Annotated in this window: 24 protein-coding genes; 13 read left to right on the top strand and 11 right to left on the bottom strand. The window is 62.5% G+C overall.

From position 1 onward, the window contains the following. Positions 1-13: 13 nt before the first annotated feature. Complete coding sequence (locus ACX2DJ_RS04950) at positions 14-646, bottom strand: c-type cytochrome (RefSeq protein ID WP_462571322.1); 633 nt, start codon at positions 644-646, stop codon at positions 14-16. Positions 647-797: 151 nt separating this feature from the next. Between ACX2DJ_RS04950 and ACX2DJ_RS04945 the strand changes: the two genes are divergently transcribed. The 8 genes from ACX2DJ_RS04945 to bla all read left to right on the top strand — a co-directional run bounded on the left by ACX2DJ_RS04945 (position 798) and on the right by bla (position 8,915). Beyond that, complete coding sequence (locus ACX2DJ_RS04945; protein WP_462571321.1) at positions 798-1,691, top strand: prephenate dehydratase; 894 nt, start codon at positions 798-800, stop codon at positions 1,689-1,691. 79 nt (positions 1,692-1,770) lie between these two features. Continuing rightward, positions 1,771-2,436 carry a hypothetical protein gene (locus ACX2DJ_RS04940; protein ID WP_462571320.1) on the top strand — a complete coding sequence of 222 codons (666 nt, stop codon included), beginning with the start codon at positions 1,771-1,773 and terminating at the stop codon, positions 2,434-2,436. Next, a complete protein-coding gene (locus tag ACX2DJ_RS04935; protein WP_462571319.1) occupies positions 2,433-3,692 on the top strand; it encodes a DUF4350 domain-containing protein in 1,260 nt (419 codons plus the stop codon). The genes ACX2DJ_RS04940 and ACX2DJ_RS04935 overlap by 4 nt, the downstream gene beginning before the upstream one ends. A 29-nt stretch (positions 3,693-3,721) precedes the next feature. Beyond that, on the top strand, positions 3,722-4,678 hold the full coding sequence (locus ACX2DJ_RS04930) for an AAA family ATPase (protein WP_462572554.1): 957 nt from the start codon (positions 3,722-3,724) through the stop codon (positions 4,676-4,678). 4 nt (positions 4,679-4,682) lie between these two features. After that, positions 4,683-6,017 (top strand): DUF58 domain-containing protein, encoded by a 1,335-nt coding sequence (locus tag ACX2DJ_RS04925; RefSeq protein WP_462571318.1) that lies wholly within the window; start codon positions 4,683-4,685, stop codon positions 6,015-6,017. Further along, positions 6,014-7,081, top strand: coding sequence for a stage II sporulation protein M (locus ACX2DJ_RS04920; RefSeq protein WP_462571317.1), 1,068 nt, complete (start codon positions 6,014-6,016; stop codon positions 7,079-7,081). Before ACX2DJ_RS04925 ends, ACX2DJ_RS04920 begins: the two co-directional genes overlap by 4 nt. Further along, positions 7,078-8,001: an RDD family protein gene (locus ACX2DJ_RS04915; RefSeq protein ID WP_462571316.1), complete on the top strand. Its 924-nt coding sequence runs from the start codon at positions 7,078-7,080 to the stop codon at positions 7,999-8,001. Before ACX2DJ_RS04920 ends, ACX2DJ_RS04915 begins: the two co-directional genes overlap by 4 nt. Then, a complete protein-coding gene (gene bla / locus ACX2DJ_RS04910; protein ID WP_462571315.1) occupies positions 7,998-8,915 on the top strand; it encodes a class A beta-lactamase in 918 nt (305 codons plus the stop codon). Before ACX2DJ_RS04915 ends, bla begins: the two co-directional genes overlap by 4 nt. Positions 8,916-8,923: 8 nt before the next feature. Here the strand turns inward: bla and ACX2DJ_RS04905 are convergent, their stop codons facing one another. From ACX2DJ_RS04905 to ACX2DJ_RS04875, 7 genes are all read right to left on the bottom strand, one after another. Next, complete coding sequence (locus ACX2DJ_RS04905; RefSeq protein WP_462571314.1) at positions 8,924-9,625, bottom strand: murein L,D-transpeptidase catalytic domain-containing protein; 702 nt, start codon at positions 9,623-9,625, stop codon at positions 8,924-8,926. Between the two features lie 73 nt (positions 9,626-9,698). Next, positions 9,699-10,241 carry a manganese efflux pump MntP gene (locus ACX2DJ_RS04900; protein WP_462571313.1) on the bottom strand — a complete coding sequence of 181 codons (543 nt, stop codon included), beginning with the start codon at positions 10,239-10,241 and terminating at the stop codon, positions 9,699-9,701. A gap of 18 nt (positions 10,242-10,259) precedes the next feature. Beyond that, positions 10,260-11,408, bottom strand: coding sequence for a flavodoxin-dependent (E)-4-hydroxy-3-methylbut-2-enyl-diphosphate synthase (gene ispG / locus ACX2DJ_RS04895; protein WP_462571312.1), 1,149 nt, complete (start codon positions 11,406-11,408; stop codon positions 10,260-10,262). A gap of 76 nt (positions 11,409-11,484) precedes the next feature. Beyond that, on the bottom strand, positions 11,485-12,126 hold the full coding sequence (locus ACX2DJ_RS04890) for an NrsF family protein (RefSeq protein ID WP_462571311.1): 642 nt from the start codon (positions 12,124-12,126) through the stop codon (positions 11,485-11,487). A 5-nt stretch (positions 12,127-12,131) separates the two neighbouring features. Further along, positions 12,132-12,659 (bottom strand): sigma-70 family RNA polymerase sigma factor, encoded by a 528-nt coding sequence (locus tag ACX2DJ_RS04885; RefSeq protein WP_462571310.1) that lies wholly within the window; start codon positions 12,657-12,659, stop codon positions 12,132-12,134. Next, complete coding sequence (locus ACX2DJ_RS04880; RefSeq protein ID WP_462571308.1) at positions 12,656-13,120, bottom strand: DoxX family protein; 465 nt, start codon at positions 13,118-13,120, stop codon at positions 12,656-12,658. The genes ACX2DJ_RS04885 and ACX2DJ_RS04880 overlap by 4 nt, the downstream gene beginning before the upstream one ends. 32 nt (positions 13,121-13,152) lie before the next feature. Further along, positions 13,153-13,437: a BufA1 family periplasmic bufferin-type metallophore gene (locus tag ACX2DJ_RS04875; protein WP_462571307.1), complete on the bottom strand. Its 285-nt coding sequence runs from the start codon at positions 13,435-13,437 to the stop codon at positions 13,153-13,155. A gap of 199 nt (positions 13,438-13,636) precedes the next feature. Here ACX2DJ_RS04875 and bufA2 point away from each other — a divergent pair, with 199 nt between their 5' ends. The 3 genes from bufA2 to ACX2DJ_RS04860 all read left to right on the top strand — a co-directional run bounded on the left by bufA2 (position 13,637) and on the right by ACX2DJ_RS04860 (position 15,656). Further along, complete coding sequence (gene bufA2 / locus ACX2DJ_RS04870) at positions 13,637-13,924, top strand: BufA2 family periplasmic bufferin-type metallophore (RefSeq protein ID WP_462571306.1); 288 nt, start codon at positions 13,637-13,639, stop codon at positions 13,922-13,924. A 101-nt stretch (positions 13,925-14,025) separates the two neighbouring features. Beyond that, complete coding sequence (bufB, locus tag ACX2DJ_RS04865) at positions 14,026-14,865, top strand: MNIO family bufferin maturase (protein ID WP_462571305.1); 840 nt, start codon at positions 14,026-14,028, stop codon at positions 14,863-14,865. Continuing rightward, positions 14,862-15,656 carry an HvfC/BufC N-terminal domain-containing protein gene (locus ACX2DJ_RS04860; RefSeq protein WP_462571304.1) on the top strand — a complete coding sequence of 265 codons (795 nt, stop codon included), beginning with the start codon at positions 14,862-14,864 and terminating at the stop codon, positions 15,654-15,656. Before bufB ends, ACX2DJ_RS04860 begins: the two co-directional genes overlap by 4 nt. 75 nt (positions 15,657-15,731) lie before the next feature. Here ACX2DJ_RS04860 and ACX2DJ_RS04855 read toward each other — a convergent pair whose 3' ends face one another. Both ACX2DJ_RS04855 and ACX2DJ_RS04850 read right to left on the bottom strand, forming a co-directional pair. Continuing rightward, the gene (locus ACX2DJ_RS04855; RefSeq protein WP_462571303.1) at positions 15,732-16,682 is read right to left on the bottom strand and encodes an SDR family NAD(P)-dependent oxidoreductase; all 951 of its coding nucleotides are present in this window, start codon (positions 16,680-16,682) and stop codon (positions 15,732-15,734) included. Continuing rightward, positions 16,679-17,209, bottom strand: coding sequence for a GNAT family N-acetyltransferase (locus tag ACX2DJ_RS04850; protein WP_462571302.1), 531 nt, complete (start codon positions 17,207-17,209; stop codon positions 16,679-16,681). Before ACX2DJ_RS04850 ends, ACX2DJ_RS04855 begins: the two co-directional genes overlap by 4 nt. Positions 17,210-17,283: 74 nt before the next feature. On the opposite strand from ACX2DJ_RS04850, the gene ACX2DJ_RS04845 reads away from it, so the two are divergent. After that, positions 17,284-18,348 (top strand): isoaspartyl peptidase/L-asparaginase family protein, encoded by a 1,065-nt coding sequence (locus tag ACX2DJ_RS04845; RefSeq protein ID WP_462571300.1) that lies wholly within the window; start codon positions 17,284-17,286, stop codon positions 18,346-18,348. Positions 18,349-18,357: 9 nt separating this feature from the next. Here the strand turns inward: ACX2DJ_RS04845 and ACX2DJ_RS04840 are convergent, their stop codons facing one another. After that, positions 18,358-19,725 (bottom strand): L,D-transpeptidase family protein, encoded by a 1,368-nt coding sequence (locus ACX2DJ_RS04840; protein WP_462571299.1) that lies wholly within the window; start codon positions 19,723-19,725, stop codon positions 18,358-18,360. 166 nt (positions 19,726-19,891) lie between these two features. Between ACX2DJ_RS04840 and ACX2DJ_RS04835 the strand changes: the two genes are divergently transcribed. Next, a complete protein-coding gene (locus ACX2DJ_RS04835; protein ID WP_462571298.1) occupies positions 19,892-20,806 on the top strand; it encodes a DMT family transporter in 915 nt (304 codons plus the stop codon). Positions 20,807-20,860 lie beyond the last annotated feature (54 nt).

Below are 20,860 nucleotides of genomic sequence, written 5' to 3'. Positions count from 1 at the left end.
CGCTGGCGACAGCTCAGGCTTCGGCTTCCGTTCCCTCTGCGGGGGCTTCTTCAGCCGCTGCTTCGCCTTCTCCCTCGGCAGCAGCCTCCTCGGCAGGCGCCTCTTCGGCTACGACAGGTTCGGGCCGCGCGGGGGCACCGCCCATGCTTTCCATATAGACCATGATCGCGGCGCGATCTTCGGGCTTGGGCAGGCCGGCGAAGCTCATCTTGGTCCCGTCTGCGAAACCCCGCGGGTTGGTGAGCCAGGCATCCATGTTTTCCCAGGTCCAGTTGCCACCATGGCCGGAGAGCGCCGGGCTGTAGGCGAAACCGGCGACATGCTGGCCGATCCCGGTTCCCATCACACCCCAGAGATTGGGGCCGATACCGTTCGCCCCGCCCTGCTCGATCGTGTGGCAGGCTGCGCATTTGGCAAAGACCTTGGCCCCGGCTTCAGGCGTCGCAGCTGCAATCAGCGTGCCAAGATCCGGCGCTGCCTCTGCGCCCGCGCCTTCTGCCTCAACGCCTTCGATCTGGTAGCCAATTTTTTCAGGCCGCTCAGGCTTGTCCGCGTGGAAATACTTGCCACTGAGGACCGACAGGCCCAGCGCGATGATACCGGCGAAAAGCACCCAGCCGGCGGCAGTGTTGAAACGATCGTCCATGATGAAAACAGATCCGCGAAATATCCCTGGTGAATTCGCCCGCCGCTCTAGTCGGCAGCGCACGGCTTAGCAAGACCGATCAAGGCACTATCTGTTGCAAGCCGCGCAATTGGCTTGCAGCAGGGGTTTACGGGCGATAGTCGCCTTGGCCATGCACAGTTTTCCTGCCCCGGCCCTTGCGATGGTCCAGACGATGCGCGAATCGGCGCAGGCCGCGCCAGAGCGCGCAATCGCGTTCCAGGGCTCGCCCGGGGCCAATTCGCACCGCGCCGCGAAAGAGGCTTGTCCGGAATATCTGCCGCTACCCTGTTTCAGTTTCGAGGATGCGCTCGACACAGTGAAAGCGGGCAAAGCGGGCTGCGCGATCATCCCGATTGAGAATTCGCAGCATGGGCGCGTGGCTGATATCCACTTCCTGCTGCCCGAAAGCGGGCTGAAGATCGTGGGTGAATATTTCATGCCGATCGATCACGCGCTGATGGGCTTGGGCAAAGGGCCATTCACCGCCGCCTACAGTCACCCGCAGGCGCTGGGCCAATCGCGCAAGTTCCTGCGTGAGCGCGGGATCGTGCCGATGAGCTATGCCGATACCGCTGGCGCCGCAGCCTTTGTGGCCGAAAAGGGAGATCCTACGCTGGCAGCGATTTCGCCACCAATAGCTGCCGAGCTTTACGGGCTGGAAATCGCCGAACAGCATGTGCAGGATTCGCCAGACAATATGACGCGCTTCGTGATCTGCGCGCGCGAGGCGCTCGATCCCGCCACGCTTAGCGGCGAAGATACGATCACCACCTTCGTGTTCGAGGTGAAGAACATCCCTGCCGCGCTGTATAAGGCGATGGGCGGTTTCGCTACCAATGGCGTCAACATGACCAAGCTGGAAAGCTATCAGACCGGCACCAGTTTCTCAGCCACCATGTTCTATGCTGACATCATCGGTGCCCCTGGCGATCCAGCCGTGGATCGCGCCATGGAAGAGCTCGCTTTCCACAGCAAGGAGCTGACCATACTGGGGACTTACCGTCAGGCGCGCAAGCGGGGTTAAGCCCATGCCTGATAACACTTAAACAGCTTTTCAGGGAGCCGCTTGCGCCGCGCCCGCCTGCGTGCCACCAATGGAGTTCATGGCGGTTGCAGCAAATCAGGTTTCAACGGGTGGCGCAGCGCCCGCAGGCTGGGAAGAATTGCGCGCCGACCCTGCGATCCAGTTCGAACCGGTCAACCTGCCCGAACAGGCACCGCGCGAACCCGGCATGTTGCAGCGTTTTTTCGAATGGCTGGGCAATCTGATCGGGGATTCGCTGGGCGGCGCGCTGGGCAACGCCTGGCCAATGCTGCGCTGGGCTCTGCTGGCGATCATGATCGCGGCACTGTTGTTTGTCCTCTGGCGTATTTTCGATCCGCTTGCCCGCCGCAAACGTGTCTCCTCTCAGGATGCGGCAGAATCAGAATGGCGCCCTGACCAGAGTGCGGCTATCGCCTTGCTGGAAGATGCCGATCGGTTGGCATCGGAAGGCCGCTATGACGAGGCGACCCACTTGTTGCTGCTGCGCAGCGTGAACCAGATCGCCACTGCTCGGCCCGACTGGGTTCCACCATCCTCGACCGCGCGCGAACTGGCGCACCTGCCGACGCTGCCCGATGCCGCGCGGCACGCTTTCCAGACCATTTCGGAACGGGTCGAGCGCAGCCTGTTTGCGCTGCGCTCGCTCGAACAGGAAGACTGGGACGCCGCCCGAGAAGCCTATGCCGAGTTCGCGCTTGTCCGGCTTGAAGGCATCACCGCATGAGCCAGCCGGGCACCTCACCCTTTTCGCCGCGCGCGGTGCTGGCTATCGTGCTTACCGGTGCACTGTCGTTCCTCGCTCTGGTCTATTTCATCGGCGCGGGCGATACAGGCAACCGGAATGGCGCTGGCGGCGCACACGCCGCGTCCAAGGGACTCAACGGCTATGCCGGGCTGGTGCACCTGCTCGAGGCGCAAGGCTATGCAGTAACGCAGTCGCGCAGCCCGGCTGCCTTCGAAACCTATGACTTGCTCGTGCTGACGCCGCCGATGAACGCCGATGCCGAGGAAATCGGCCAGATCCTGGATCAGCGGCGCGATCTGGGACCAACGATTGTGATCCTGCCCAAATGGGGCGTGACAGGTTTCAGGGGCAGGCTGCGCGAGCAGCTAGAAGGCAAGATCAGGGATGGCTGGGTGCGGCTGGTGTTTTCCAGCGCGCCAGAATGGGTCGGAGATTTGCCCGCGCCCTTCGCGGTGGAATTGAAGGAGGAACAACTCGATGGCGGCAAGCGAGCAGGTTGGAGCGGTTTCGACCTCACCGGCAGCCTGCCTGCAAGCGCGGTGATCTATGCCCAACCCAGCAAACTACACGAGGCCTGGGTAGCTGATGATGCCGGCCATTCGCTTGCGCATCTTGTGCTGGGCGAACAGGACAGCGACTATTACGCCGAGGCGCAATGGGTCGTCTTCGTGACCGAGCCCGATTTGATGAACAATTACGGGCTGGCCGATCCCCGGCGCGCGGCGCTGGCGCTCGCGCTGGTGCGCGAGGCCGGATATGATGATGATATGTCTGTCACCTTCGATCTCACGCTCAACGGGCTGGGATCGGCGCAAAACCTGCTGACGCTCGCTTTCCGCCCGCCTTTCCTGGCCGCGACACTGTGCCTGATCATGGCTTTGTTCGTAGTTGGCTGGCGCGCTTTTCAGCGCTTCGGACCGGCGCGGGCCGAAGCGCGGGCCGATGCTTTCGGCAAGAGCCGCCTGGTCACCAGTGGCGCGCGGCTGGTGCTGCGCGCGCGGCGCCTGAGGCTGCTGACCGCGCCCTATGCCGACCTGACAGCGAGGCGGCTGGCACGCCGCTTGGGATTGGCGCATGCAACCCCTGAGGCAATCGATGTGGCGCTGAAGCGCACCCTGCCGGAAGAGGAACCGTTTTCATCGCGTGCTGAGGCCCTGCGGCACGCGCGCAAACCATCTGAAATTCTCGGCGCGGCCGAGCATTTGCACGAGCTTGAAAGGAAATTGACCAGATGAGCGATGCATCCCGGATGCGGCTTGGCCCGATGCAGCCTGAGGAACTGCGCGATCTTGCGAATGCGATCAGGCGCGAAGTGAGCAAGGTGATTATCGGCCAGAGTGGTCTGATCGATCACTTGCAGATCGCCATGGTCAGCCAGGGACACGTACTGCTTGAGGGGCCACCGGGCACTGCCAAAACGCTGCTGGCACAAAGCTTTGCCGCGACATTGGGGCTCGATTTCGGGCGCATCCAGTTCACCCCTGACCTGCTGCCGGGCGATATTCTGGGCTCCAACCTGTTCAACTTCCAGACCAGCCAGTTCACCCTTACCCGCGGGCCGATCTTCTGTGACCTGTTGCTAGCTGACGAGATCAACCGCACCCCGCCCAAAACCCAGGCTGCCTTGCTCGAAGCGATGCAGGAACGGCGCGTGACGCTGGACGGCGAAACCCATGCGCTGACCGATCACTTCATGGTGATCGCAACGCAGAACCCGATCGAGAACCAGGGTGTCTATCCCTTGCCCGAAGCCCAGCTAGACCGGTTCCTGTTCAAATTGCTGGTGCCCTATCCCGAAGCGGAAGAGGAAGCCGCGATCGTGGCGCGCTTTGGCCAGCATCAGGGGCCGCCGCGCCCTGCCGATCTGGGGGTGAGCGCGGTAGCCGATGCCAGACAGCTCGCCCGGGTTGCCGGGGTGATCAAGGGAGTAACCGCGGCGCAGGAGGTGATCGATTATGTCGTGCGGCTGGTGCGCGCGACGCGCGAGCATGCCGAACTGGCAGTGGGTGCAAGCCCGCGCGCGGCGGTGTTGCTGGCCAATGCAGCACGGGCGCGGGCTGCGCTGGAAGGGCGCGACTATGTCATCCCCGATGACGTAAAGGCGCTGGCCGTGGCGACGCTGCGCCACCGGTTGAGCCTTAGCCCTGCGGCAGAGATCGAAGGCCGCGAAGTCGAAGCGCTGGTGGCCGAACTGGTCGAGGCGACCGAGGCTCCGCGCTGATCCGATGCCGCTGGTGCTCCCCTTTGTGCCCACCGAGCGCGCGGCCTGGCTGGCCGCCGCGCTGGCGCCTGTGGCACTGGTGATAGCAGCAAGCACGCCCGGTGCCTGGGTGGTTGCGCCGATTGCGGCAGGGGCATTGCTGGTCCTGGTATTGCTCGACGGCTGGATGGCGGGCCGCCTTGTGGATTGGGACATTACAGTGCCCGCCGATACCGAAGTGGGCGAGCCGCTCGAGATGATTATCTCGGGAAGTTTTGCCAGCGCCGCCATGCCGCAGCGGATCGAGGCCGCGCTGGCGTTCGATCCCCGGCTCGGGGGCGGCGGACGCGCCGAGGTGCGCCTTGGCGCCGGAGATGGCGTGGGGAGTTTTGCCGGAACCCATTCCGCGGTGCCGGTGCGGCGCGGCACCGGCAGGCTGTTCCGGGGCTGGATGCGCTGGGTCGGGCCGCTCGGCCTTGGCGCACGCCAGACGCAGCGCGAGCTCGACCAGGAAGTGCGCATCTGGCCCGATCTCAGCCCGGTGCGCAGCCGCGACCTGCAAACTTTCCTGCGCAATGCCCAGCATGGCCTGATCGCCCGCCGCCTGCGCGGCGAAGGCAGCCAGTTCGAAGCGCTGAGCGAATACCAACCCGGCATGGATCGGCGCTGGATCGACTGGAAGGCGAGCGCCCGGCACACCAGGCTCTATGCCCGCGAAAACGAAGCTGAACGCAACAACCAGATCGTCTTCGCCTTCGATTGCGGCCAGGCAATGTGCGAGCCGGTTGACGGCCTACCGCGCATAGATCGGGCGGTTTCAGCCGCGCTCACCTGCGCTTATGTCGCGCTCAAGGGCGGTGACCGGGTGGCGCTGTTCGGCTTTGCCCAGCGGCCGGGTCCGATGACCCCTTTCATCGCGGAGACCCGCGCGTTCCCGCGCTTGCAGCGCGCCGCTGCCAGTCTAGATTACCATTCCGCAGAGCCCAATTTCACGCTGGCCATGGCGCATCTGACCGGCAAGCTCAAACGCCGTTCGATGATCGTGCTCTTTTCCGACTTCACCGATCCCACCGCTGCCGAGCTGATGGTGGAGAGCCTGGGGCGACTGGTGCGTCACCATCTGGTGCTGTTCGTGACCATCGCCGATAGCGAGATCGAGGCATTCGTCGAGGCTGCGCCTACCGATCTCACCACGTTGGCTCGCAGCGTTACCGCCGACACGCTGGCGCGCCAGCGCGCGCTGGTGCTCGAACGCTTGCGGCAGCTCGGCATTGATGTAATCGAAGCGCCGTGGCGCAAGATCGGGCCGCAACTGATCGATCGTTATTTCGAAGTGAAACGGCACGAGGCGATCGGATGAAGCCGCCAGGTATCGCCAAATGGTTCGCTCCAGGCGAAATCGAGGCACCGCCCGACGCGGCCAGCGCAGCGCTGCGTTCGGACCGCTTCCGGCTCGAGCGCGAAACCGATTGGCGGCGACTCGAAGAAATCGTTGCGCGGATGGAGAAGGGCTCGATCCGGCGGGTGAACGATGCCGACTTGCTGGCTCTGCCGACGCTCTATCGCACCGCCGCCTCAAGCCTGGCCGTGGCGCGCGAGACTTCTCTCGACGCGGCAACTCTGGGTTATCTCGAGGCGCTGGTGCAACGCGCCTGGTTCCAGGTCTATGGCCCGCAAACCGGGTTGTGGGGCTGGCTGCGCGGGTTCCTGAAGGGCGGGTGGAGCCGCGCGGTGCGCGAAATCTGGCTCGACCTGTGTATTGCGCTGGCGGTGATGGTAGCGGGCGGCGTGGTCGGTTGGCTGCTGGTCGCGCGCGATAGCGAGTGGTTCTACGCGCTGGTACCGGGCGCAATGGCGGGCGGGCGCGTGCCAGGGGCCAGCCGCGAGCAATTGCTCGATACTTTGGCCACCGAAAACGGCGCCGACGGGCTTTCGATCTTTGCCGCCTCGCTATTCAGCAACAATGCGGGCGTGGCGATCCTGGCCTTCGCATTGGGTTTTGCCTTTGGTATCCCCTCTCTGATGCTGCTGCTGCACAACATGGCCCTGATGGGCGCAATGATGTGGGTATTCGCGAGCCAGGACCTGACTTTCAACTTCCTCGCCTGGCTGAGCGTGCACGGCACGACCGAGCTGTTCGCGATCCTGCTGGCGGGAGCCGCCGGCCTGCACATCGGTCGGTCTATGGCCTTTCCGGGTGAGCGTTCAGTGCTTGTTGCCGCGCAGGAAAGCGGGCGCCGCGCCGCAGTGGTGATGGTCGGCGTGGTGCTGATGATGGTTGTCGCTGCCTTCCTCGAAGCCTTTCCGCGGCAGCTCCTCGCAGCGAGCACGGACCGCTTGCTGATCGGCGCCACAATGCTGGCACTGTGGCTGGCCTATTTCTTCGCTTATCGCCCGCGCGGCACGGGACAGAGCGAAGCATGAACAGTCATCGCACCGGCTTTGTACCGGCCACGCTGGCCAAGCGGCAGCGTTACATGCTGACGCCCGAAGGCATTGCCTTGCCGCTCACGATTGCTTCGCGCGGAGCGCGGGTGGGTGCGCTGGTGCTCGATTTCGTGATTATCGCAGCCGGTATGCTGGCCGTGACCCTGGTGCTGTTCTGGACACTGGGCGACCTGATCGAACAGCTCATGGCTGGTATCGAAGATGAGATCGGCGGCGCGGCGGAACTGATCGGCGTGATCCTGATCCTGTTCAGCTTCCTGGCGCGCTATGGCTATTTCCTCGGCTTTGAACTGGGTCCGCGCGGGGCGACGCCGGGCAAGCGGATCGTAGGGATCAGGGTTGCCGCACGCGATGGCGGGCAGCTGAGAGCAGAAGCGGTGATCGCGCGCAACCTGCTGCGCGACATCGAGCTGTTCCTGCCGCTGGTGTTCCTGCAGGTCGCCCCCACTGGCGCCATGGGCAGCGCGGGGATCGCGGGCATGATCTGGTTCCTTATCTTCATGGGTTTCCCCTTCTTCAACCGTGACGCCATGCGCGCGGGCGATATTATTGCGGGAACCTGGGTAGTGGAAACCCCGCGTGCGAATCTCGCGCAAACGCTTTCGACCCAGAGTGCTGCGGATGGCACCAGCCAGGTGACCGGCGCACGCTACAGTTTCGGCGAGGCCGAGCTTTCGGTCTACGGCGAGGAGGAATTGCAGACGCTCGAGCGCGTCTTGCGCGGTGGCGAGGAAAATGCTCTCGCTGCAGTCCATGCCGCGATTTGCCGCAAAATCGGCTGGGAGCCAGGGTCGGGTGACGAACGCGCTTTCCTTACGGCATTCTACGCCCAACTCAGGGCCAAGCTGGAAGGCGATATGCGCTTTGGCAAACGCAAAAGGGATAAATACTCATGACCCGGCCTTTCCCGATTTCCCGGCGTAGTGCGCTGGCTGGGCTTGCCTCGCTCGGTGCGGCGGCCTGCGTGCCGATCGATACCTCGCCGAGCGGCAGACTGGCGGCCCGCCTACGGATCATCGAGGCAGCGGCTGGTGGCACGCTGGGTGTGGCGCTGTATGAGAGCGGCAGCGGGCGAACGCTGGCCCATCGCGGAGATGAGCTGTTCGCACACTGCTCATCATTCAAGCTATCGCTCGCGGCCATGCTGCTCCATCACGACGAAGCTGGCAAGATCGACGCGGGCGAACATGTGCGCTGGTCCGCGCAGGACCTGATGTCCGTTTCGCCCTTCACCAAACGCAGGCTGGAAGAAGGGGCCACGCTGCTCGAGCTTGCCAGGGCGACCCAGACCTTGGGCGACAACGCCGCGGCCAATATCCTGCTCAAGCGGCTGGGCGGACCCCAGGACTTGACCGAATTCTGGCGCACGCTGGGCGATCCGGTCAGCCGGCTTGACCGCTACGAGCCTGATCTGAACCAAGTCCCCCCCGGTGAAGTGCGCGACACCACCAGCCCGCTGGCGATGGCGCGTACGCTGGAACAAATCCTGCATGGCGACGTGTTGAACCCCGCAAACGCCGCCTTGTTGATGCAGTGGATGAGCGAAACCCGCACCGGAGCGCGGCGCGTGCGGGCAGGCTTGCCGCAGGATTGGCAAAGCGGCGACAAGACCGGTACGTCGATTTGGCCCGGCGCGGACGCGATCTACGTCGACATCGGCTTTGCCCATGCGCCAGACGGCGCGCGCTACACTTTTGCTACGTACTACCGTGCAGCACGAACACATAACGAGATGGACCCTGCTGCTGAGGCAGTGCTGGCACAGGTCGGCGGTGTGCTGGCCGAATTTGCCCTATCCCGCGCTCAGTAGCCAGCGGCTCAATAGATCGCCGGATTGTAGCGCTGGCTTGCAAGTGGACGGACGGGTTGCAGCAATTCTATTTCATTGACAGCAAGCCTTTCGCCTTCATTGGCAAGGCCCAGGCTGTCAGCGAACAGCAACCGCCCGCCCGAAAGATTCATGAGCGCGATGCGGAACTGTTCCTCGCCCATGGCGAAGCAGCCGTTGGAGCGGCCCAACCGTCCCCAGCGATCAATATGTTCCGGCTCAGCATAATTGGCGCGGTGCATCACGATCGCACGGCGAAAGGCTGCTTCATTGGTCGGATCGATCCCGCCCAGCCGGACTGAAGTGCCATAGCGCCCGACATACCATTCCCAGGTGACATAGGCGCCGCGGCTGGTCGCGTTCGAACCTTCAGTATTGGAATAACGCTTCAGGAAACCGTCATGCTCGGGGTCGGATCCGGTGCCGTGGCTGACATGGTAGCTTTGCACTTCCTCGCGCTCGAGATTGACGAAGTGGAACCGGCGCTCGGCCGAATGGAGGCCGAAATCGGCAATACCCACAATGTCGCGTTTCCAGATCGCATCGCCGGCGCGGTCAAGCTCGCGCTTGGCCAATTCGAACAGTTCACGATCGCGGGCTGATCCCTTTTGCGGCATGGCAAAAGCGCGCGCAGGGACGGCAAGTGCCGCACCCGCAGCAAGTCCAGACTTGACGAGATCGCGCCTGTTCATCGCATCACACTATAGCGCAATTCTGGCTATCTGGTGAACAGACAATTTTTTGCGCGGGTGAGAGCACGCATTTTCACGCGATTACGGTGTGTTCGATCAAAATCTTGCAGCCCAGCGCAATCAGGATCACGCCGCCCGCAATCTCGGCAGTACGCCCGAAGCGGTCGCCGGCGCGGCGACCCAGGACGACGCCGACCAGCGAAAGCGCGAAGGTCACACCTGCGATCAGCGCGGCTGCGGGCAGCGGCGCAATATCCAGCGTGGGCAAGGTAATGCCCGCCGCCAGCGCGTCCACGCTGGTCGCAATGGAGGCCATGAACAACGCCGCGCCGGAAAGCTTCAAGGCTTCGTCCTGATGCTCGCCTGCAAAGATCATGCGCAGGCCGAGAAAGGCGAGCAGGGCGAAGGCGATCCAGTGATCCCATGCCGCAACAAACTGCAAGGCATAGGCGCCGATGCTCCAGCCGATCAGCGGCATCACGCCCTGCGCTACGCCGAATGCAAGTGCGATTTGCACCGCGCCAAGTGCATGGGGGCGAAATCGTGCGCCTTGTGTCAGGGCCACAGCGAAAGCATCCATGGCCAGCGCAAGCGCCAGGATCAGGGCGGCGATCATTGCTGCCTTCTTGCCTGGCTATTCGGCGGCGACTGCATGCGCGGCATGAGGATCGAATGCCGCCGCTTCTCCCGCTTCGATCTCTGCCGCCTTGGCTTCCACCAGCGACACGATATGGTCGAGCATGTCCTCGCTCGCAACATGGTGGTCGGTAACTCCGCGCAGATAGACCATGTGCTTGCCCTTGCCGCCGCCGGTAAGGCCGATATCGGTTTCGCGCGCTTCTCCGGGGCCGTTGACCACGCAGCCGAGCACCGAAAGGCTCATCGGCGTCTTGATGTGTTCGAGCCGTTTTTCGAGCGCTTCCACTGTGCGGATCACATCGAAGCCCTGGCGCGAACAGCTGGGGCACGAGACCACCCGAACGCCGCGGGTCCGCAGGCCCAGCGATTTGAGAATTTCGAAACCGACCTTCACTTCCTGCTCCGGCTCCGCCGAAAGGCTGACCCGGATCGTATCTCCGATCCCGGCCCAAAGCAGCGATCCGATCCCGATCGAGCTTTTCACCGTGCCGCCGATCAACCCTCCGGCCTCGGTGATCCCCAGGTGCAGCGGGCAATCGACCGTCTCAGCCAGGCCATGATAGGCCGCCACGGCCAGGAAAACGTCACTGGCCTTCACCGCCACCTTATATTCGTGGAAGTCATGGTCCTGCAGCAGCTTGATATGGTCGAGCGCGCTTTCGATCAGCGCTTCGGGGCAGGGCTCGCCATATTTCTCCAGCAAATCCTTTTCGAGACTGCCGGCATTGACGCCGATGCGGATGGCGCAGCCATTGGCCTTGGCCGCGCGGACGACTTCGGCAACGCGCTGCGACGAACCTATGTTGCCCGGGTTGATCCTGAGGCATGCCGCGCCTGCGTCTGCTGCCTCAAGCGCGCGCTTGTAGTGGAAATGGATGTCCGCGACGATCGGTACCCGCGCCGCCCTGGTGATCTTGCTGAAAGCTGCGGTTGCCTCTTCGGTGGGGCAGGAAACGCGAATTATGTCCGCGCCCGCCTCCTCGCACCGGCGGATCTGGTCGATCGTCGCCACGGCATCTTCGGTGGGGGTATTGGTCATGGTCTGCACCGTAATCGGCGCATCGCCGCCTACAGGAACATTGCCGACCATGATCTGGCGGCTTTTGCGACGCATGATGTCGCGCCAAGGTCTGACTGAGGACATGGCGGGGATATAGCCATGCGCCGATGAAGGAGCAATGACGGGCTGCTCCCTTTTACGGAGCAGCCCCGGCTGATATCTACCAGCGGATGAGGCTGGGCACGGCCAGACGCCCGATCAGCGCCGCCACGGCAACCGGCGCGACGTGCCAGATGCCCATATGGGTCAGGTTGTCGATCGGGCAGGACATGCCATAGATCAACGTGCCCAATGCCCCTGCGGCGATCCCGGTAAACCAGCCTGCCGACTCCAGCGATACTGGTGCCCCGCGCCTGAGCCAAAGGATCAGTGCGCCGCCGGTAAACAGTGCCGATGCCAGCGATGCGACAAAGCAGTGCAGCGCCGAAAGATCGAACACTATCTCGCCTGTGCCGACGCGCGAAAACACACTGATCAGTGCCGCGAGCGGCAACACGCCAAGCATCGCAGCCGCCCATTTGGGCGCATCGTGACGACTGCCCACGCCTGGCGAAGCCAGCGCGATGGCGGCACCGGCGCTTGCAAGCCCCAGCAGCAGGAGCAATCCATTGGTGATCCAGAAGAAAGGCGCAGCCTGGCCCTGGAACACTCGCGCGCCCAGGCCTTCGACCAGCATGACTGCGGCCAGCGTAACAACCGAAGCCGCTGCTACCAGTGCGGCCCCGTCACGCATCGCAAATGTGCGAACCGGTGCCAATTCCTTGGTCAGTCCGGAAATCAGATTATCGCGATACTTGTTCATCGCTCTTATGCTTTCTCAACGAGTGCGGACAATTTCTTGAGTCCGCGATGGATATTGACTTTGACCAGGCTTTCGCTCTGGCCAGTCTTTTGGGAGGCTTCGTGGATCGAAAGTCCTTCGATCTTGACCAGCTCGATTGCCTCGGCCTGGCTGGAAGGCAAGTGCACGAACAGCCGCTCCAGGCTGACCCGCGCTTCGATCACGTCCTCGTCGCTGTCGACATAGGCGTCATTGTCTTCCAGCAGATCGCTTTCATGCTTGTAGACCTTGCGCAGATGATCGACCCAGCGATAGCGGGCGATCGCGGCCAGCCACGGAAGAAAGGGACGCGACCTATCATAAGTGTTGCGCTTTGCGTGCAGCGCCATCAGCACGTCCTGCACCAGATCGTCGAGCTGGTGGGGAGGAACGCGCCGGCGGAAATAACGCTCCAGCCACATTCCCGCCTCTGACAGCAGCACATTATAGGCAGGCTTGTCGCCTTTTTGTGCCGCCGCCATGAGGCGGGCGAGTGTGGCTTCGTCAGCTATCATTTTCCGCGCGCTTTGGCGATCAGGGCGTCAGCAGAGAGCACCCCGCCGCCCCGCACGATCAGGATAGCTGCCAAGGCTATTACGCCGATGGCCCAACCAAAAAAGTGCTCCGAGGTGGGGAAAACGAACACCTGGATGACCAGCGCCATAATCATCAGCGCCAGCGCCGAAAAACGCGTGGCGAGGCCGGCAACCAGCAATATGGGGAAAGCAAATTCCGCATAGGTTGCCATTGGCACGGCCAGATCGGTCGGCAGAGGAAGGCCCGAAAACTCCATCTCAAAGATCATGTATTGTACATCTTTGATCTGGAGCCAGGTGCCTTCTTCCACCTTGGTCTGGTAGGATCGCCAGAAAATCCCGGCGAGCGCAACACGAGTGAAGAGCAGCGCCAGCCCCTCGACAAACGTACCGGAAGCGATTTTCACAAGGCGTTCGTAGATTGAGACCAGGCTGCTCATACTTCACTTCTCCTGTTCGGATACCGTCTTAATCAACGTTCGACAGGCGCCAAGGAACCGTTGCCCTTGGGAGTCTCAATGCCGGTGCAGCTGCCCTTGGGCACCATCTTCCAGGCATTGCCCTGGTAATCGCGGGTCGAAGTTCCGGCGCAGCTCGTGCCCGGCCCGGCCGCGCAATCATTCTTGCCAGCCTTGGCAACGCCATAGCATTTTTCCATCGGCTGCTTCTGGGCCACTGCCGGAGTAGCGGCAAGGCCTGCAGCAACGCCGGCGGCAATCGCGAACCCTACGAAATTGGTGATTGATTTGGTCGTCATAATTCTTCTCCAGATATGCGAGTGTTGCAAGCGAACCTGCTGTTTAGGTCGCAACTATCGGCTGGTTCGGCGATTATTCGCATCTGGTTACAGCAAAAAAATCCAACCCCCAAGTAACCTCCCGCCTTCAATAGACGAACTCAACTGTATCCACACACGGACGCCCCCGTTCCGGTCATGGTGGGAAATGGAGTGCTTGATGAAGATTGAAACCCGCAAAACCGCATTTGCAGCCCTTGCCGGCGCGATGGCGCTTTCCTCGGTCGCCGCTTTCGCTGCAGAGCCCCCCGCTGGCAGCAGCGGCGGCGCGCTAAACGCCGATGATGCGGTGCATTGTTATGGTGTGCATGCGTGCAAGGGCCAGGCTGACTGCGCTACCAGCGAAAATGCCTGCAAGGGCCAGAACGAATGCAAGGGCCACGGCTTCACGGAGATGAAGGCAGGCGAATGCCTGACGAAGGGCGGCACGATCGGCGATCTAGGCTGATCGGCTAGCCTCTCCGGCTAGATGGCCCGGCGCCCGCAATCCCAACCCCTGAATCCCTGTAGGGTGCCGGGCCATCGCTTTTTGATGTATCTCGAATGGATATGAATCAGATCGAACCATTCGGCGGATTCGGGCTTGGCCTGCGCCGCACGCATTACGCCGATTTCCTTGATAACGACGTCGCAGTCGATTTCGTCGAGGTCATCAGCGAGAATTACATGCTTGATGGCGGCCGTCCGCTGCGAATTCTCGAACAGGTGCGCGAAAAACATCCCGTGATCATTCACGGCGTGTCGATGTCAATCGGTTCTGCCAGCGGGCTCGATCGCCAATATCTCGACAAGCTCAAGCGGCTCGAACGCCGCATCAATCCGCTGTGGGTATCGGACCATTTGTGCTGGACCCGCACCAGCGCACATAACAGCCACGATTTATTGCCGCTCCCGCTGACCGAGGAAGCGCTGGGCGTGGTCTGCGCCAATATCGAGCGCGCGCAGGATCATCTCGGGCGCGCGATGCTGTTCGAAAATCCCTCGAGTTACCTGACATTTCCCGAAGACGAGTTCACCGAATGGGAATTCATCAGCGAGATGGCACGCCGCACAGGTTGCTACCTGCTGCTGGACGTCAACAATATCTATGTCAGCGCGCGCAACCACGGGTTCAGCGCGGGTGATTATATTGCCGGGCTGCCGATGGAGCGCGTGCGCCAAATTCACCTTGCCGGGCATACCCCTGGCCAGATCATCATCGACACACATGACCGCGAAGTGTGTGACGAGGTCTGGGCGCTCTATGCCCGTGCGATGGTGAAGATCGAGCAGCCGGTCGCCACCATGATCGAGCGCGACGACAAGATCCCGCCGCTGGGTGAGCTGCTTGACGAGCTGGATCAGGCGCGCAAGCTTGCCGCCTCGGCCCGGCCGGGTGTTGCGGCATGAACGATACACCATCCCTTGCCGAGCGGCAGGCCGCCTTCATGGCACAAGTGCTGTTTGATGAGGCCCCGCTGCCGCAGGGCTGGAATGATCGCCACGCAGCGGGGATCGAGGTTTATCGCGGCAACTATCGATCTTCGCTCATCGAGGCGCTCAAAAGCACTTATGAAAAGACCGAGCGCTGGGTTGGTGAAGATGCCTTTCGCCGCGCCGCCGCGCATCATGTGATCACCAATCCGCCAACCAGCTGGACGCTTGACGATGCGGGCGCAGGGTTTGACGCAACCTGCGCCGAGCTGTTCCGCAACGACCCCGAAGTGGCAGAGCTTGCCTGGCTGGAATGGGCCATGTTTCAGGCATTCACTTCGGCCGATGTCGCATCGCTCGATGCTGACGGTTTTACCTGGCAGACGAGCGGCTTCGGGGAAGAGGAATGGACCAATCTACGGCTCGAATTCCTGCCGGGGGCCGCATCGCGCCAAGTCTCGCACAATATGCGGGCGATCTGGAACGCGCTTGGCGAAGACGAGCTGGTGCATGTGGCAACTGCGCTTGACACACCGCAATCGGTGCTGGTCTGGCGCGAAGGCGAACGCGCGACATTCATGATGGGAAGCGTTGAGGAAGCACGTGCCTTTGCCGCGCTCCAGGGCGGCATGCCCTATGGCGAGATGTGCATGATGCTGGCAGGCGAGGAGGCGACGGCCGATGAGGCGCAGCAGGCAGCGATGCGCGCAGGCGCATTGCTCGGGCGCTGGCTCAACGAAGGCCTGATTGCTGCGCTCAGAACCTGAAGGCGTGATGACCGGTCTGTGATTTTGCCGCGCCGGAGGGCGACTTCACGGCGGGCCAGGGTTTGCAACGAGGCGCTAGATTTCGAAGCTTTCGCCCACCAATCGCTCGCTCAGGCTCCACAACCGTTCGGCCGTGGCGGGATCGAGTGCATAGCTGCGTACCCCGCGTTCGCTGGAAGTGTCATCGACTTCGGCGACATGGCAGTCCTCGCAATAAACCCCGCCCTTGCCCGCAAGCTCGGGCGCACTTGCCGCCCAGCAAGTTGTCGCCGCGCCCTGCTCTACCGTTTTCCAGGCGAAGTTCTGGTCCGCCTCTGTCACTCTAGCGAGCAGTGCGGCGCGATCCTGCTCAGTCAGATGGCGGCCAAGATTGGTCACGATCCCGCCCGGATGCACCGCAAAAACATCGATCCCCTTGCCCTTGAGGCGTTTGTCCAGCGCCACGGTGAACAGCACATTGGCGGTTTTCGACTGGCCGTAGCTGGCCCATTTTTCGTATTCGCGATGCTCGAAATTGGGATCGTCGAGATGCACCTTGTCCATGTGGTGCCCCCGGCTCGAAAGGTTGACGATCCGCTTGCCAGCGCCTTTCTCGACCAATGGCAGAAGGTATTTTGTGAGCAAGAAGTGCCCCAGATGATTGGTGCCGAACTGCATCTCGAACCCATCGGCGGTATGGCTGAACGGACACGCCATGACCCCGGCATTGTTGATCAACAGGTCGATCCTGTCGAAACGCTGGTTCGCTTCCTTGCCGCAATTCCGCACGCTGGCGAGCGCAGCGAGATCCACCACGATCGTCTCGACAATTGCCCCCTCCACTTCGCGCTCGATCTCTTCTCTGGCCTGATCGAGCTTGTCCTGGTCGCGCGCCGCCAGGATGACATGCGCGCCTTTCGCGGCCATTGCCCGCGCGGTTTCCAGGCCCAGGCCGGAAGCCCCGCCCGTGATGAACACGATATTGCCGGAAAGATCCTGCCCAGCCAGCACCTCGTCGGCGGTCGATTGTGCATTGAACTGGCTCATGCTCTTGTGCTCCTTTCGAGGCGTAATTCGTAGAGGAATTCCGGGTCGACATGATCACCGACGGTGAAGGTGATATCCGCGATCTTGGCGAAACCATAGCGCTGATAGAACCGCTGTGCGCCAAAGTTTTCAGCATAGACGGAAAGCTGGATCGCGTCGCAGACCAGCGAGCGGGCGTGATCGAGCGCCCAATCCATCAACGCCGCGCCAATGCCTCGCCCGGTCTGGCCGGGCGCGGTATAGAGCTGCCCCAGCTCGATCGGGTTCTGCGCGTCGGAACGGGCGGTAAAACAGCTGGGATAGCGCAGCTTGCAATAGCCCACCAGTTCCCCGCCCTCCTCCGCCAGCGCGTGGCGGCATTCCGCGCCGGTCACTTCCTCCGCGACAGAATGCTGCGAATAGACCTGCTCGAGAAAGGCGGAGAGATCCTGTGGCCGATAGAGATGCGCGAAACTGGCGCAGAAACTCTCACGCCCGAGCCTTGCGAGTTCAGGAACGTCCTCAAGGGTGGCAGACCGAAGGATCATTGCGCGGCTCTTATCCTGCCTCAGCCCGGTTGTTAAGCGCTGGCGCCTAGCCAAGCCTATGATAGATAGGCAGCATGACGATTTTCAGACCGCTGCTCGCCGCCTTCGCAATCCTGTTCGCTTCACCATCCGTGGCGCAGGACTGGTCAATCGCCATTCATGGCGGGGCGGGAACGCTCGACCGCGACAAGATGACACCAGAGATGGAGGCCGAATACCGGGCAGCCTTGCAGCGTGCGCTCGATGCCGGCGAAACGATCCTGCGCAACGGCGGCAGCGCCGTCGAAGCGGTTCGGTCGGCTATTGTGGTGCTTGAAAATGAACCTCGCTTCAACGCGGGGCGCGGGGCGGTGTTTACCTGGGAAGGCGAAAACGAGCTCGATGCAGCGATCATGGACGGGCGTGACCGTAGCGCGGGGGCCGTGACCGGCGTCAAGACCATCAAGAATCCGATCCTGCTGGCCGACGCCGTGCGGCACGACGGGCGCCATGTGTTCCTGAGCGGCGCGGGGGCAGAGGAATTCGCGGCACAGCGAGGCATCGAAACCGCCCCGCCCGAATGGTTTGCGACCGAAGCACGCCGCAACGCGCTCGACAGGATGAAGGCGAACAATCTCTCTGCCCTCGATGTCGACCTGAAATTCGGAACCGTCGGTGCGGTGGCGCTCGACCAGTCGGGCAACCTTGCCGCAGGCACCTCGACCGGCGGCATGACGGGCAAGCGTTGGGGCCGGATCGGCGACGCGCCAGTGATCGGGGCGGGGACCTATGCCGACAATCGCAGCTGCGCCATTTCCGCCACCGGCTGGGGCGAATTCTTTATCCGCGTTGGGGTAGCTCACGAAATCTGCACCCGGATTAGGATTGGCAAGGAAAGCGAGAGCCGCAGCGTGCGCGGTGTGCTGCGTTCACTGACAGGCCAGCGCGACCGCGAAGCACGCCGCGCGCGAGAAGCCCAACATGCGCAGGCAATTGCCGATGCGGTGATGAGTGAAGTGGCTGAACTGGGCGGCGATGGCGGTGTCATCCTGGTCACGCCCGAAGGCGACGCGCTGTTCAGCTTCAACACATCGGGCATGTATCGCGGCCGCGCATCCAGCAGCGGCATCAATGAAGTCGCGATTTTCGCTGAGGAATAACGCCCAGGGTCAGCCCGCAGCGCGAGGGTCGTTTTCGATCACGATCACTTCCTCGTCGCTGGTGCGTGCGCGATTCTGGACCCGCGGCTGGTCGAGGCTGGCAAGCAACGGCGCATCGCGCTCATATATATCCTTGAAGGTCGCCAGTTCGCCATCGATGTCGCTCGCCATGGTGAAATAGGTGATATAGACGGGCAAGCGCTTCTCGATCGGCACCAGCGTGTATTCGCCCGAGGTTGCGATCTCGACCGCCTCCTCCTTGCTCGCCCCCTTGCCCAGTATCGCCATGGTGATCGCCAGTTCCAGCGCGCGCTCGGTGCGGATGCAGCCATGGCTGAGCGCGCGGTCGTCGGTAGCGAAGAGATGCCGCGAAGGCGTGTCATGCAGAAAGATCGCGTGCTCATTGGGCATTTCGAGCTTCATCCGGCCGAGCGAATTGCCCGGGCCAGGCTGCTGCACCACAGTGATCCAGCCGCCTTCGCCCTTTGTTGCCTTATAGCCATTGGCGCGCGCCCAGGCCGGGTTGCTGAGCACTTTCTGGCCCAGCCCTTCACCGACGACGATCGACTGCGGCACGGTCCACGTGGGGTTGAACACCACCCCTTCGACCATTTCGGCCAGCTGAGGGGTCGCGGTGCGGCCCGGCTTGCCCACGATGGTGCGATAGGTGCTGATAATCTTGTCATTCACGGTCAGGCGCAGCTGGTATTCGGGCACATTGGTGATCAGATACTGGCTGCCCAGGTCGCGCGCGAGCCAGCGCCAGCGGTCCATATTGGCGCGGATCAGCTTGCGCTTCTCGACTTCATCCTGCGGCGTATCCGCCAAAGCCTGCCGCAGACGGGCATAATCGGGATGGCTCGGATTGAGCTGCATCAGCGTGCCCGCGATGTCACCGCTCTCCAGCGCCGCGCGCATCAATTCACCGCTGCGGTAGAGGTCACGGTCGGGATCGATCACGAACCACTGCTTGCGGGCCGGCATTGGCGTGCGCCCGTCGCGCAAGTCCTCCACCAGCCACACAAAATTGCGGCTGGCAATTTCATTCAATGCATCCGAGGCTCCGCGGCCGATCTCCGCCAACAGGCCTTCGAGTTCATAATCGGAACGGTTCAATCCTTCCGCTTCGATCCCGCGCATGACCATGGCCAGGGCCGATGCCTGTTGCGGCGTCCATGGCTGGACCAGCGGGACCACCTCGGCCCCGTATTCGCCCTGCACCATCGGATCGGAGACCATGCGCGGAAAAGCTTCTTCCATGCTTTGGGGCGCGCGCTCGTCCGCTTCATCCTGCGCAGCCTGCGCCAGCAAAGCCTCAGGCGTGCTTTCTTGCGCGAAAGCAGCCCCGCCCGCCAGCACTAGTACGGCCGATGCCATCAACCAATCGCGCACTCGACATGTCATTTCGATTCAAGCTCCTAAGCGCCGCTAACGGCGCGATTCCGGTGTGCTGGGCACAATACTGTACGTGCGAGCGTCTATCAATCACCGCGCCTTTCACTCGCCTGAATTGGCTCGTCAGTTAAGGAAGGATTTGAATGCAATGCAGCTTGGTGCCTATAGCGCAAGGGTGAGCTCGCCGCGCCATTCAATCCTGCCATTTCTCGCCTGTCTGGCCGGAATCGCGTTGTTTTCGGCGATGGACGCGGTGATGAAAAGCGCCTCGCTGGCGATTGGGGCTTACAGCGCCTATTTCCTGCGCTGCGCGATCGGCTTTTCCATGATCGCACCGGTCTGGTGGTGGCAGGCACGCCGATGGCCCCGGCGCGACGCGCTGAAGGTGCATCTCAAGCGCGGAGTAGTGGTCGCCTTCATGGGCTGGACCTTCTTCTTCGCTCTTACCAGACTACCGCTTGCCGAAGCGATCGCGCTGTCATTTATCGCCCCGCTGCTGGCGCTTTATCTTGCCACTGTTCTGCTGGGCGAAAGGATCAAGCGCAAGGCTATCATTGCCGCGTTGCTGGGGCTCGCCGGAGTTATCGTGATCATTGGCGGGCGCATTGGTCGCGAGCGGATGAGCGACGAGGCAATGACGGGGCTTGTCGCGCTGCTGCTTTCGGCTGTACTCTATGCTTGGAGCCTGGTTCTGCAACGCCAGCAAGCCTTGCTGGCAAGCCCCAGCGAGGCAAGCACCTTCCAGAACGGCATCGCCGGGCTGGTACTCCTTGGCGGCAGCCCCGTGTTGCTGCAATGGCCGGGCAGCCAGCGCGTATGGCTGGAGATTTCCGCAAGCGCAGTCCTGGCGGTTGGCGCAGCGCTGTTCCTTACCTGGGCATACCGCCGCGCCGAGGCCCAGGCCCTGGTGCCGATCGAATACACCGGCTTCCTGTGGGCGGCGCTGTTTGGATGGCTGTTCTTCGCCGAACGGGTGACCGCCAGCACAGTCGCTGGAGCGCTGCTGATCGTGATTGGCTGCTGGATCGCGACCCGCGCCCGCCTGGAACAAAGCGCTGTCTAAGCGGATTTTACCTCCCGGCGCCCCCTTGACCAAACGCGCCGTGTAGAGCAGGTG

Source organism: Altererythrobacter chaiwopuensis, assembly GCF_054957755.1.
This window is presented reverse-complemented; position numbering and strand designations above follow the sequence as displayed.